Raw genomic sequence first — 13,392 nt, 5'->3', positions numbered from 1 at the left:
CGCGCCGCCTGAGGCGTGGGATGTTTCCACGCCTTTCAGCGAGGCTGTTATCTCATGTTATCCCATCATCGCGCGCGCTTCGGCGCGCCTGCTGCCTGTAGAGCCTTGCTCTGCGGGGGCGCCCTGCTGGCCGCCTTCGCGCTGCCGGTCCAGGCGCAGAACCTAAGTCTCGACGAGGCGCTGTCGCGGGTCGCCACCAGCGATCCTGCGGTTGCCGCCAACGCCGCAAGGCTCGAAGCGGCCGATGCCGCCATATTGCAAGCCGACATCCGGCCGCGCGATGTCGTCGGGGTCGACTTCGAGGACTTCGCGGGCACCGGTCCCTATTCGCCGTTGAGCCAGTCCCAGACAACCGGCTGGTACGAGCGGACGTGGGAACGTGGCGGCAAGCGCGAAGCGCGGATCGGCGCCGCGCGCGCCGATGTCGCGATCGTCGGGCAGCAGAACCGCGTTCGCCTGCTCGATCGCCTCGCGCGCGTTCAAGCGGCGTGGGTCGAAGCGCTCGCCGCAGAAGCGGCGATCCCCGTCGCCGAAGCAAGGCTTACGGACCTGAAGCGCGTCGAACTCGACGTCGTCCGCCGGGTGACCGGCGCGCTCGATCCCTGGTTCGCTGCCGAACGTGCCCGCACCAATGTTGCGCAAGCCGAGATCGCGCTCGAACAGGCACGCGAGACAGCGCGAAACGCGCGAGCAAGCCTCGCCGCCTGGTGGGGCGGCTCCGGCGACTATCAGATCGACGCCGCTGTGTTCCAGGCGCTCGATCCGTCGGTGCCCGCTGCGGGCGACTCCGCCGATGTTGCGGTCCTCGCGGCCGAGATCACGGCGGCGGAGGCAAAGGTGAAGCTCGCCGAGACCGGCAATGTCGCCGATCCGAGCGCCCGTGTCGGCCTTCGCCATTTCGGGCAAGGCAATGATCTGGCGGTGATGGTCGGCGGCTCGATTCCGCTCGGCAGCAAGGCCGCCAATCGCGGCAATGTCGAACGCGCGCGCGCCGAACAGCGCGCACTCGAAGCCGAGGTTGCGGTCACGCGCGTCGAAATCGGCCGCGAGATCGACCGGCTGGTCGCCGACCGCCGGCTGATCGCCTCCGAAATCAAGCGTATCGACGAGGAGGTGCTTCCCAGCGCCAGTCGCGCCGTGCGCCTGATCAGCGACGGGCTGGCGCGCGGGGGCACCGCCTTCACCTTCCTCGAGTTCAGCCAGGCCCAGATCGCCGCGCATGACGCACGCTCGCGCCGCGTCGAACTCTTGCGACGCTTCCACCTGATGGGCGTGCGCCTCGACCGCCTGACCGGCCGCCACGCGGCCCTCATCCCGACCATGGAGAATGCTCGATGAGCAGAAAACATCTTATGTGGGCATTCCCACTTCTCACCGCCGCGCTTCTCGTTTCGTGCAGCGACGGTCCTCCGACGAAAGAAGGCGGCGAAGCCGCTGCCAAGGCCGGCGAATATGAGCGCGGCCCGCATCGCGGGCGGATGCTGCGCGACGGCGATTTCGCGCTTGAGGTCACCATCTTCGAGGATGGCGTCGACCCCGAGTTCCGCGTCTATGCCTTCCGGAACGACAAGCCGGTCAAGCCATCGGAGGTCAAGCTGACGATGGAGCTTGGCCGCCTCGGCGGCAAGATCGACCGATTCAGCTTCACGCCGCAGGAGGATTTCCTGCGCGGCAGCGGGGTGGTCACCGAACCGCACAGCTTCGATGTTCGCGTCGCAGCATCGGAAGGCGGGCGCAATCGCAAATGGTCCTATGCCTCCTATGAAGGGCGCACCACGATTACGGCCGAGGCCGCCAAAGCCGGCGGGGTCAAGGTCGAGGCGGCGGGCGGCGCGACCGTCAGCGACTTGATCGACATGGGCGGGCGGATCGAGATCACTCCCGAAGGCAAGGCCGACGTCCGCGCCCGCCTTCCCGGCCTGATCATGTCGCTGAATGGCAAGCTCGGCCAGCAGGTGCGGCGCGGCCAGGTGCTCGCACGGGTGGAATCGAGCCACTCGCTCCAGACCTACAGCGTCACCGCACCGATCAGCGGCACGATCGTCGAGAAGAATGTCAATGTCGGCGACACAACCGGCGACCGCGCGCTGTTCGTCATCGCCGATCCGACCAAGCTCCACGCCGAGTTCTTTGTCTATCCGCGCGACGCCGAACGCGTGCGCGTGGGTCAGCCGGTGAACCTGCGCAGCCTGTCGGGCGAAGCGCGCTTCGCGGGGGTCGTCGAGGCGATCCTGCCGACCGCCGACATCAGCAGCCAGACGTTGATGGCGCATGTCCATTTGCCACCCGCCGCCTCGCGCACATTCCGTCCCGGCATGGGCGTTGAGGGCAGCTTTGCGGTCGCGCAGGCCGACGTGCCGCTCGCGGTGCGAACCAAGGCGATCCAGCGCTTCCGCGACTTCGAGGTCGTCTTCGCCAAGGTCGGCAACACCTATGAGGTGCGGATGCTAGAGATCGGGCGGCGCACGCCCGAATGGACCGAAGTGCTCGGCGGGCTCGCGCCCGGCGAAGTCTACGTCGTCGACGGCGCCTTCCTGATCCGCGCCGACATCGAGAAATCGGGAGCCAGCCATGACCACTGACACCAGCCCCCCGCCGGGCAAGGTTCATTTGCTCGAACGGATGATCGCGGGCGCGATCCGCTTTCGCTGGGCGGTCCTCACCACTGTTCTCCTGCTCTGCGCGATCGGCGTCTGGAGCTTCCAGCGCCTGCCGATCGACGCCACCCCCGACATCACCAACGTCCAGGTCCAGATCAACAGCGAGGCGCCGGGCTTCTCGCCGCTCGAAGCCGAGCAGCGCGTGACCTTTCCCGTCGAGACCGCGATCGCCGGCCTGCCAGGGCTGCAATATACGCGCTCGGTCTCGCGCTATGGCCTGAGCCAGGTCACCGCGGTGTTCGAGGACGGCACGAGTATCTATTTCGCACGCCAGCTGATCAACGAACGGCTGCAATCGGCGCGCGAACAGCTCCCGCCCGGGGTCGCCCCAGAAATGGGACCAATCGCGACCGGCCTCGGCGAAATCTTCATGTACACGCTCGAAGCCGATCCCGGTGCGAAGAAGCCCGATGGCAGCGCTTATACGCCCGAAGATCTGCGCACGCTGCAGGACTGGGTGATCCGCCCGCAGCTTCGCAACACGCCGGGGGTGACCGAGGTCAACAGCATCGGCGGCTATGAACGCCAATATCATGTCACCCCGGTCCCGGCGCGGCTGTCGGCCTATGGGCTGACGCTCGACGATGTGGTTCGCGCGCTGAAAGCCAACAACGACAATAGCGGCGCGGGTTATGTCGAACGCTATGGCGAGCAATATCTGGTCCGCACCCCGGGCCAGGCGTCGGGGATCGACGATCTGAAGGCGATCATTGTCAGCAACCGGAATGGCATCCCGATCCGTATTGCCGACGTCGCCGACATCGACCTTGGCGAGGAGCTGCGCACCGGCGCCGCGACCGAGAATGGCAAGGAGGTGGTGCTCGGCACCGTCTTCATGCTCGCGGGCGAAAACAGCCGCATCGTCGCGCGCGCCGCGGCCGAACGGCTCGAAGTCGCGGCGCGGGCGCTGCCCGCCGGGGTCAAGGCGGTGCCGATCTACGACCGCACCGATCTGGTCGAACGCGCGGTGTGGACGGTGGAGAAGAATTTGCTCGAAGGCGCCTTGCTCGTCATCGTCATCCTCTTCCTGCTGCTCGGCAATGTCCGCGCGGCGTTGATCACCGCGGCGGTCATCCCGATCACGATGCTGATGACGATCACCGGCATGGTGCGTGGCGGCATCTCGGGAAATCTCATGAGCCTCGGCGCGCTCGATTTCGGACTGATCGTCGATGGCGCGGTGATCATTGTGGAGAATTGCCTCCGCCGCTTCGGCGAAGCGCAACACAAAGTCGGGCGCCTGCTCGATCGCGGCGAGCGGTTCGCGCTCGCCGCCTCGGCGACGTCGGAGGTCATCCGTCCGTCGCTGTTCGGCATGCTGATCATCGCGCTCGTCTATGTACCGATCTTCGCGCTCACCGGGGTCGAGGGCAAGATGTTCCATCCGATGGCGATCACCGTCGTGATGGCGCTGACCGCGGCGCTGATCCTGTCGCTGACCTTCGTGCCGGCAGCCATCGCGCTGTTCGTCACCGGCAAGGTCGAGGAGAAGGAAAGCCGGCTGATGCTCTGGGCGCGCAAGGCTTATGCGCCCGCGCTCGACAGCGCCTTGAAGCTGCGCACCGCGTTCGTCGCGGGCGCGGTGGTGCTTGTCGCAATCGCGGGGTTCGCCGCGACGCGCATGGGGTCGGAGTTCGTCCCCAATCTCGACGAAGGCGATATCGCGATGCACGCGCTGCGCATTCCGGGCACCAGTCTCAGCCAGGCGATTTCGATGCAGACGACGCTCGAAGCGCGGATCAAGCAGTTCCCCGAGGTCGACCGGGTGGTAGCGAAGATCGGCACCGCCGAAATCGCGACCGATCCGATGCCGCCCTCGGTCGCCGACACCTTCATCATCATGAAGGACCGCAAGGACTGGCCCGATCCGAGAAAACCGAAGACCGAGCTCGTCCGCGAGATGCAGGCAGCCGTGGCCCTCATCCCGGGGAACAATTACGAGTTCACCCAGCCGATCCAGATGCGCTTCAACGAGCTTCTCTCGGGGGTTCGCGCCGATGTCGCGATCAAAGTCTTCGGCGACGATCTCGACACGCTGCGCGAGGTCGGCGACGCGATCGAGACTGTGGCTTCGGGAATCGAGGGCGCGCAGGATGTCGGCGTCGAGCAAGTCACCGGCCTGCCGGTGCTGCAAATCACCCCCGACCGGGCGGCGCTCGCGCGCTTCGGGCTCAACGTCGGCGACGTCCAGAATGTCGTCGCGGTGTCGATCGGTGGCGTCGAGGCCGGGCAGATCTTCGAGGGCGACCGGCGCTTCCCGATCATCGTGCGCCTGCCCGAAGCGACGCGCGAGCGGGTCGACGAGCTCGGCCGGCTGCGCATCCCCTTGCCGGGTCCAGACAGCGAGATGCGCGGGTTCGTGCCGCTCGCCGACGTGGCGAAGGTCGAGGTGGTGATCGGTCCGAACCAGATCAGCCGCGAGGATGGCAAGCGCCGCGTCGTGGTGACCGCCAATGTCCGCGGCCGCGATCTCGGCTCCTTCATTGAGGAGCTGAGAACCAAGGTCGATGCCGAGGTCGAGGTGCCAGCGGGCTATTGGATCAGCTATGGCGGGACATTCGAGCAGTTGATCTCGGCGGCGAAGCGGCTCCAGCTTGTGGTGCCCGCGGCGCTGCTGCTGATCTTCGGCCTGCTCTATGCGCTGTTCCGCTCGGCGAAGGATGCCGGAATCGTCTTCTCGGGGGTGCCGCTGGCACTTACCGGGGGCGTCGCGGCGCTGCTGGTGCGCGGCATGCCGTTGTCGATCTCGGCGGGCGTCGGGTTTATCGCGCTCTCCGGGGTCGCGGTGCTCAACGGCGTCGTCATGCTGAGCTTCATCCGGCAGCTTCGCGAAGGGGGGAGCGGACTCGATGTGGCGATCCGCGAGGGTGCGCTGACGCGTCTCCGCCCGGTGCTGATGACCGCGCTGGTGGCGAGCCTCGGCTTCGTGCCGATGGCGTTCAACGTCGGCGCGGGGGCGGAGGTCCAGCGTCCGCTCGCGACGGTGGTGATCGGCGGGATCGTCTCCTCGACGATCCTCACCTTGCTCATCCTGCCGGCGCTCTACCGCATGGCGCACGGCCGCCGCGCCAAGGACCCAAATCCCGAGCCCCCAGCGGCCAAGCCTTTACCGGCTTGACCACTCGCCCCGCGCGCCCAGTCGGCGCGCGGGGCACCCATTCCCGACATTCTAGGAGTATTATGATGTCTTTCCGATCCATCGCTCCGCCGGGCGGCGTCCTGCGCGCCGCACTGCTCGCCGCGAGCCTCCTTCTTCTCTGTTTCGCGATCGGCGCAGAAGCCTGGGCGCACAATGTCGCCGAGGGCGACAAGGGCTATATCCAGGAAAGCAGCGGCATTCTCTTCTGGCCGTTCGTCTATCTCGGGGCCAAGCATATGGTCACCGGTTACGACCATCTGCTCTTCCTCTTCGGTGTGATCTTCTTCCTCTACCGGATGAAGGACATAGGGCTGTATGTGACATTGTTCGCGATCGGCCATTCGACGACGATGCTGTTCGGCGTGCTCACCGGCATCAGCGCCAACGCCTATATCATCGACGCGATCATCGGCCTGTCGGTCGTCTACAAGGCGCTCGACAATCTCGGCGCCTATCAGCGCTGGTTCGGCGTCCAGCCCAACACCAAGGCCGCGACCTTGATCTTCGGCTTCTTCCACGGCTTCGGCCTCGCGACGAAAATCCTCGAGTTCGAGATCGCGAACGAAGGCCTGATCCCCAACCTGCTCGCCTTCAACATCGGGGTCGAGATCGGGCAATTGCTCGCGCTCGGCACGATCCTCATCCTGATGGGATTTTGGCGCCGCACCCCGAGCTTCATGCGCCATGCCTTCGCCGTCAACACCATCCTCATGACCGCGGGCTTCGTGCTCGTCGGCTACCAGCTCGCCGGCCTCGCGGCCGCTTAATCGAAGGAAACCACATCATGTTCAATTCACAGCGCCCCCGCCCCGAAGACCTGCCGACCAGCAGCCAGCTGATCCGCGCGACCGCGCTCGCCGCCGTTGCCGCGGGCGCCATCCTCGTCGCCGTCGTGCTGCCCAGCGAATATGCGATCGATCCGACCGGGATCGGCGGCGCGCTTGGCCTCACCGAAATGGGCGAGGTCAAGCTGCAGCTCGCCAAGGAGGCCGCGGCCGACGCGGCCACCGGAAGTGCTTCGGCCGCTCCGGCTGCCCAGGTGGCATCTCCGACAGCAACCGCCGCCAAGGCGGACGCGCCGCAACGCTCGGAAACGATGAAGCTTACCCTGGCGCCAGGACAGGGTGCCGAGATCAAGGCGACGATGGCGAAGGGCGCACGCCTCAACTTCAACTGGTCGGTCGAGGGCGGGCGCGTCAATTTCGACACGCACGCCGACGCACCGGGCATCGCGTACCACGGCTATGCCAAGGGCAAGGATACGACCGGCGAGAGCGGCGAACTTGTCGCCGCCTTCGACGGCAAGCACGGCTGGTTCTGGCGCAATCGCTCGAGCGCACCGGTGACGATTACGCTGCGCACCGACGGCGCCTATAGCGACATCCGCCGCGTTGTCTGACAAGGCAGCAATGATTTGATGGACTCCGGCCCGGTCGCCGACCGGGTCGGAGACGATGCCCCTCTAATCGCCGACAGCGGAGTTCCACCTATGCTCGCCGTTCTTGCCAACCGGACCTACCGCCACCTGTTCCTCGCGCAGATCATCGCGCTCGTCGGCACGGGCCTCGCCACGGTTGCGCTTGGGCTCCTCGCCTTTGAGATCGCCGGCGCCGATGCAGGCGCGGTGCTCGGGACCGCGATGGCGATCAAGATGGTCGCTTATATCGGCGTTGCGCCGGTCGTCGGAGCCTATGCTTCGCGCCTGCCGCGAAAACCCTTCCTCATCGCAATGGATGTGGTGCGCGGCCTCGTCGCGCTGTTCCTGCCCTTCGTCGACCAGGTGTGGCAAATCTATCTCCTGATCTTCATCCTCCAGTCGGCGTCGGCCGGGTTCACGCCAACCTTCCAGGCGACGATCCCCGACGTGCTGCCCGACGAGAAGGATTATACGCGCGCCCTGTCGCTCTCGCGTCTGGCCTATGACATGGAAAGCCTCGTCAGCCCTATCCTCGCCGCCGCGCTGCTTGGCGTCATCAGTTTCCACTGGCTCTTCTCGGGCACCGCGATCGGCTTCGCCTGTTCGGCGCTGCTTGTGCTGTCGGTGACGCTTCCGCGCACCGCGGCCACGGGGCCGAGCGGCGGCATTTACGACAAGACGACGCAGGGCACCCGCCAATATCTGAAGACTCCGCGGCTTCGCGGCCTGCTCGCGGTGACGCTCGCCGCCGCCGCGGCAAGCGCGATGGTCATTGTCAACACACCGGTGCTCGTGCGCGGTCTGCTCGGGCTGGGACAGAGCGAGGTGGCAATCACGCTTGCAGCCTTCGGCGGCGGCTCGATGCTCGCGGCGCTGCTGTTGCCGCGGCTGCTCGATCGGGTCGCCGACCGGGCCGTGATGATTGCGGCAGCGATGGCCATGACCGCCGTCCTGGCAGTGCTTGCAGGGTCATGGTCGATGCACAAGGGGCCGGCCTATTGGAGCTTCCTGCTGCTTGGCTGGTTTGCGCTCGGCGTCAGCTATTCCGCCAGCATCACGCCGGGCGGACGCTTGCTGCGCCGATCGTCGGATGCCGGGGGGCGCCCGGCCCTGTTTGCGGCGCAATTCGCGCTCAGCCATGTCTGCTGGCTTGTCGCCTATCCGCTCGCTGGCCAGGTTGGTGCCCGCGCCGGAATGGGCACGGCCCTCGCCGCAAGCGCGGTGCTGGCGCTTATGGGAACGCTCATCGCCCTGCGTGTCTGGCCGCGCGAGGACCCGGACATCCTGACGCATCGTCATGACGATTTGCCGGCGGACCATCCGCATCTTCGCGAGGATCATGCGACGGGGGAAGCAGAACACGCATTCGTAATTGACGATCTGCACCCCCACTGGCCAGACCGATAGGGGTTCGCCTCTTAACGACTCACGTCCGATTAAGGAGACGATTGTCCTCGAAAAATGGAGCATGCCCTGACACTGTCGAGATCACCGCGCCAGCATGAAACACGGGGGGATCGACCGTCGGCGAGTTTTGTCAATTTTGCGCGCTGGCTTGCTTAACGAAGCCATTCCAACCGTGAAACCTACTGGCGGCTCGATGCGTAGAACATGGCCGCGATGATCCGCTCGCCGCGCAGTTCGTGGAAAAGTGCGCTGACAACATGCCCGATGAGATAAGCCCACATCAACGGGGCCACCGTTTCATGAACTTCCATGAGGGGGCTAGCCGAGGCCACGAAATAGCCAACGACACCGCTTAGCGCCATCACCGAGGCAATGATGAGTCCCAGACCATGAATGGCGCTGGCAAATGGCCGCTCCCTGTTTCCGTCCTCGATCGGTGCAAATAGTCTTTTGGCATCGGTAGCGACAAACCTGAGTTGCTTCGGCGAGAACCAAGGGAAAAACGCAACGAGGCGCGTCTCGCCCGAACGCAAGACACTCCAGATCCAGGATGCCGCGAGCAGCGACGTCGCAGCGATCCCAACCTTTTCATGGATTTCAAAAAAGCTATCTCCGGGACGGTTGCGAGTCGGGCTTTGCATCACCAAACTAAGGCCCAATTGCGTCATGATGGCGAGCGCCACCAACCAGTGCAGAATCTTGGTGGCGGTCGACCGTCTATTTTTCAACACGGCATCGGACATAAATACCCACTCCTGTGTTCGCGAGGTCACTGTTAGCGCCTTTCCAATTGTTCAGAAGCCTAACCGAAGCGCCACCCTCACGGTTCGCGGCCGCAGTGGCGTAATCTGCTTGCCCAGCGCCACGGTGAACGGATTTCCGTAGGAAAAGCTGTTCCCGCTAACATTCAGGAGATTTGTGGCATCGAGCGTCAGCGCCCAGTCCCTTGCCGCGAGCGAAGCGGAAAAATCGAGCTGGGTCGTTTCGCCATGCTCGAGGATGAGCGGCGCGGTCGTCCCAAGGCTCGATGCGCCGATTAGCCTTACGGTCCCGTCGAGTTTCAGGCTCAGCCGGTCGGACAGCGGGCTTTCCCAAGCCGCCGTAAACCGTCCACCGGTTCGAGCGACGTTGGGAAGCGGTCTTTCGTCGGCCTCTTCGAGCCCCTCCACGGGATTGGTCAGCGCGCTGCGATTGATGAACAGCGCACCGTCGAAAAACAGGTGATCGGTTACGTGCCACCGGCCGTTGATCTCCGCACCATAAACCGTGCCGCGTCCGATATTTTCGGTAAAGGGTAGCCCGTCGCTTCCAATCAGGTCGGCTTGGATACTGGTCCAGATCGAATAGAATGCTGTGATGCCGCCGGAAAAACGGGGCCTCGCGCTGTCAGCCTCGCTGCCGAACCGGACCCCGAGTTCGACGTTGTGGATCGAGTCCGAATCGAATCGCTGCGCGGAATTGATCTGTCCCCCCGTGATCGCGATGCCGCCACTGCGGAAGCCGCTTTGGTATCGCAAGAACGTCAGGAGGTCGGACGTCGGTTTCCATGACAGTGCCGCAGTCGGGAGGACACGAATTTGCCGACGCTTCGGTTCGAAATCCTCGCCGGAGCCGCCCATCAGCTCCCCGATCGTCTCGGCAAAGACGACACGCCCCCCAAGCGTTCCGGAAAGGCGTGGAGCGATCCGCTGGGTCGCCTCGCCGAAGATTGCGACTTCGGTCTTCTGGTTTCGCAATTGCGCCAGCGTGACCGGCGCTCCGAGAGGGCCGAGCCGACGGTCGATACGGTCGATATTGCGGACGAGGCTAACCCCTGCGACCCAGCTGTTGCCCGAAGGCATGCCGTGCGAGAGGCGCGTCTCGTGGGTCAGGAGGCGAATCGCCTCATGCCCTTGGAATATCTGGATTTCCGGATTTCCTCCATACCCGGTCGCATCGAAGGTGTCCGACAGGTCATGGTCCACGATCCCGGTGGAGGAGAGCAGCTTGAGATCGCCCCAGTCCTTGGCGATTTCCAGTCCTGTCGCCTTGAAATCATTGTCGTGCGGCTGGGCGATATTGGCCGCATGGGTGCGGAGTGGCTGATCGATGTCGGCATATTGGCCATCGCGCGTATCGATGTTCTGGATGACGGCGTTGAGGTCGATCGTCCAATTATCGCCAGGCTCCACGCGCAGGTTTGCGCGCGCGCCGTCTATGCGCGTCCGGTTGGTATTGCGCATACCGAGCGTCGCATTGTCGATGTAGCCGCCTTCGACTTGGTTGTAGCCGACCACGCGGAGCGCCATTCGGTCGGCGATGACGGGGATATTGAGCATTCCGCCGAGATCATAGCCGGGTTCGGCATCGCGCGTGACGGATCGCCCGACGGTCGCCGAAGCGTGAAACCCGCCATTGTCCGCCATCTTGGGGACAATCCGCACGATGCCGCCGAGCGCGCCCGCGCCATAGAGAGTACCCTGGGGCCCTTCGATCACTTCGATGCGGTCGATGTCGTAGAGGCGCAAATCGGGCTCGGGGGCGTTATAGGTGAGCCGCAGGTCGCCAAGGTAGAGACCCACGGTCGATTGGGTCGGTCCCGAGAAGCTGCTGTCGGCAATCCCGCGCACGAACAATTTGTTGCGGCCGGGCCCAAGATTGGTCGAGGTCAGCGTCGGAATACGGGCAATGAATGCTGCCGTACCCTGATTTTCACCGAGGCCGATCCCGCCGACCGACTGAATATGTGCGGTGCCGGGATAGCTGTCGAGGGCCTGACCCTGCTTGGTCGCGGTCACGACGATTTCGGCGGGCGCCGGGGCCGCGGCGCTGGCTCTCGGCGGCGGCACGGCGGGCCGCGGTGCGGGCCGCACAGGCTTGGACCGCGGCGCCAAAGCGACGATCCGCACGGTCTGCGTATCGACGATCTGGTAGGTGAAACCGGTACCGCGCAGCATCGTCGTCAGCGCCTGGGCGATCGTCATCCGCCCGTGAACGGCTTTGCTGCGCGCGCCGGCGAGCCTCTGATCGATTCCGCCGATCGAGATTTGCGCCGCGTTACCAAGCGTGATCAATGCATTGTCGAGGCGCTGGGCTGGGATATCGAAGCGCTGGCTTTCCGCAGCGGCCGCCGGGCTTGCCGTCCAGATGGCGATCGCCGCTACGGGTATCAAATGGGTCCAGGTCACCGGATCAACGCGTCAATTGCCATCCCTTGGCACTATGACGCGCACGGACACCTAGCAAGGATTCCAGTTGGCGGAAAAGGCGCGCCTCGTCGCGATCGACGCGGATGACCCCCGAGAATCTCCGACCTGCCAGATCCGGCGATATGGTCACAGACGTGCCGAGCGACCGTGACAAGTCAACCGCGATCGTGGCGAGCGGCGCGTCGCGATAGCTCAACCGCCCCTGTTGCCATCCCCCCACGGTGGCCGGATCGACCGCCGACACGAGGACCTTCTTGGTTCCGCGCCGAACGCGTAGCTGTTTGCCCGGCGTGAGCGTCACCGCATCGGAGCCCGGTTGATACTGCACACTGCCTTCGGACACCGCGACTTCCAGACCATCGGCAGATTGTCGCACGTTGAAGATCGTGCCGACGTCGCGAAGGGTGCCGTCGCCGGTGTCGACAACAAAGGGGCGCGCGCTGTCATGCTTGATCGTGAAGATCGCCTCTCCGCTCTCGAGGCGGGCGAAGCGTTCGGCTTTCCGGTCGAACGCGATCGTGGTGCCGCCGTTGAGAGCGATTTTAGACCCATCGGCCAGAGCGATTTCGCGCGTCTCGCCCGGCAAGGTCGTGATCGTTTCCATCCCCGGCGACCTGAAGAATGCAGGAGACAGGAACAGCGCGAGGACGAGGCTGGCGGCGATCGCCAGAAAAGCGCGGCCCCGATACCATGGCAGCGCTCCAGGTTCATTGTCGTTGGAGGCCGGGGACAAAGGCTCGATGACCGTTTCGGTGCCTGCCAGTTCGTCGGAGAGATGCTCGTCCGCCATGGCAACGGCATCATAAGCATCGGCGTGCGCCGAATCGGCTTCCATCCATGCCGTGAACTCGGCCCACAGTGCCCCGTCGGCTGCCGGACCTTGCAGCCGCACATGCCATGCAATGGCGTCGTCAGTGATGCTACCGGTCCCCATCATCAATTCCTTCGGCCCATTGACGTTGCGGCGCGTCGATTTCCACATCGAGCTGCTGCTTGAGGTCCAGGACCGCTCGATACCCCCGTTGCAAATGCTTTTCGACCGCGCTGAGACTGATCCCCATTTCGGCAGCGATCTGCTTTTGCGGAACACCGTCGATCCGTACGGCCCGAAAGGCAAAGGCAGTGCGTTCGGGCAATGTGTCGAGGACCGCATCGACCCGCCTCAGCTGGTCGCGCGCAACCAGCAAGCGATCGGCCGACGGCTGGGCGTCGCGCGGGGCGGCGATGCTGCCCTCGATATGACCCTTGGTCCACTCCTGCTCGCGCGCGTTACGGCGCTGCGCCGAGCGGCGGCGATCGAGGACGAGATTCTCGGCGGCGCGATACAGATAGGCGAGCGGCTCGGCGATCAGGCTCGCATCGATATCGGCGAGCTTCAGCCACAGGTCCTGCAATATGTCTTCGCCATCGCCATCGCCGCGGAGACGAACACGCAAATAGCGCAGCAAGGCCGCCCGATTGGCCAAGAACATCGCTTCTAGCCCAGGGGCTTCGGTCATCAAATGCTGCGCACTTCCATTTTCGCTCACGCGGCTGGGCATGATCACTGCCCGATATCGACGAAATAGGAAAGGCGTGTGA

The 13,392-nt window shown here is 64.8% G+C and carries 10 protein-coding genes; 6 read left to right on the top strand and 4 right to left on the bottom strand.

Annotated elements, in window-relative coordinates:
* The first annotated feature begins 54 nt into the window (after positions 1-54).
* The 6 genes from CVO77_RS12640 (at position 55) to CVO77_RS12615 (ending at position 8,623) form a co-directional block, all read left to right on the top strand.
* Positions 55-1,338: a TolC family protein gene (locus CVO77_RS12640; protein ID WP_105999374.1), complete on the top strand. Its 1,284-nt coding sequence runs from the start codon at positions 55-57 to the stop codon at positions 1,336-1,338.
* Positions 1,335-2,582: an efflux RND transporter periplasmic adaptor subunit gene (locus CVO77_RS12635; protein ID WP_105999373.1), complete on the top strand. Its 1,248-nt coding sequence runs from the start codon at positions 1,335-1,337 to the stop codon at positions 2,580-2,582. The genes CVO77_RS12640 and CVO77_RS12635 overlap by 4 nt, the downstream gene beginning before the upstream one ends.
* Positions 2,572-5,778 carry an efflux RND transporter permease subunit gene (locus tag CVO77_RS12630; protein ID WP_105999372.1) on the top strand — a complete coding sequence of 1,069 codons (3,207 nt, stop codon included), beginning with the start codon at positions 2,572-2,574 and terminating at the stop codon, positions 5,776-5,778. Before CVO77_RS12635 ends, CVO77_RS12630 begins: the two co-directional genes overlap by 11 nt.
* Positions 5,779-5,843: 65 nt before the next feature.
* On the top strand, positions 5,844-6,566 hold the full coding sequence (locus CVO77_RS12625; protein WP_106000814.1) for a HupE/UreJ family protein: 723 nt from the start codon (positions 5,844-5,846) through the stop codon (positions 6,564-6,566).
* Between the two features lie 17 nt (positions 6,567-6,583).
* On the top strand, positions 6,584-7,198 hold the full coding sequence (locus CVO77_RS12620) for a transmembrane anchor protein (protein WP_105999371.1): 615 nt from the start codon (positions 6,584-6,586) through the stop codon (positions 7,196-7,198).
* Positions 7,199-7,288: 90 nt separating this feature from the next.
* Positions 7,289-8,623, top strand: a complete 1,335-nt coding sequence (locus tag CVO77_RS12615; protein ID WP_105999370.1) for an MFS transporter — start codon at positions 7,289-7,291, stop codon at positions 8,621-8,623.
* 179 nt (positions 8,624-8,802) lie between these two features.
* Here CVO77_RS12615 and CVO77_RS12610 read toward each other — a convergent pair whose 3' ends face one another.
* From CVO77_RS12610 to CVO77_RS21685, 4 genes are read right to left on the bottom strand one after another with little or no spacing between them, the layout of a single operon-like run.
* Positions 8,803-9,366 carry a cytochrome b/b6 domain-containing protein gene (locus CVO77_RS12610; protein WP_105999369.1) on the bottom strand — a complete coding sequence of 188 codons (564 nt, stop codon included), beginning with the start codon at positions 9,364-9,366 and terminating at the stop codon, positions 8,803-8,805.
* 51 nt (positions 9,367-9,417) lie between these two features.
* Complete coding sequence (locus CVO77_RS12605) at positions 9,418-11,790, bottom strand: TonB-dependent receptor (RefSeq protein WP_105999368.1); 2,373 nt, start codon at positions 11,788-11,790, stop codon at positions 9,418-9,420.
* Between the two features lie 4 nt (positions 11,791-11,794).
* On the bottom strand, positions 11,795-12,745 hold the full coding sequence (locus CVO77_RS12600; protein WP_242446189.1) for a FecR family protein: 951 nt from the start codon (positions 12,743-12,745) through the stop codon (positions 11,795-11,797).
* Positions 12,732-13,283, bottom strand: a complete 552-nt coding sequence (locus tag CVO77_RS21685; protein WP_242445925.1) for a sigma-70 family RNA polymerase sigma factor — start codon at positions 13,281-13,283, stop codon at positions 12,732-12,734. The genes CVO77_RS12600 and CVO77_RS21685 overlap by 14 nt, the downstream gene beginning before the upstream one ends.
* Positions 13,284-13,392 lie beyond the last annotated feature (109 nt).

This window comes from Sphingopyxis lindanitolerans, assembly GCF_002993885.1.
GTDB lineage: Bacteria > Pseudomonadota > Alphaproteobacteria > Sphingomonadales > Sphingomonadaceae > Sphingopyxis > Sphingopyxis lindanitolerans.
Note: the sequence above shows the minus strand (reverse complement) of the source record. Positions and strands in the feature narration are given on the sequence as shown.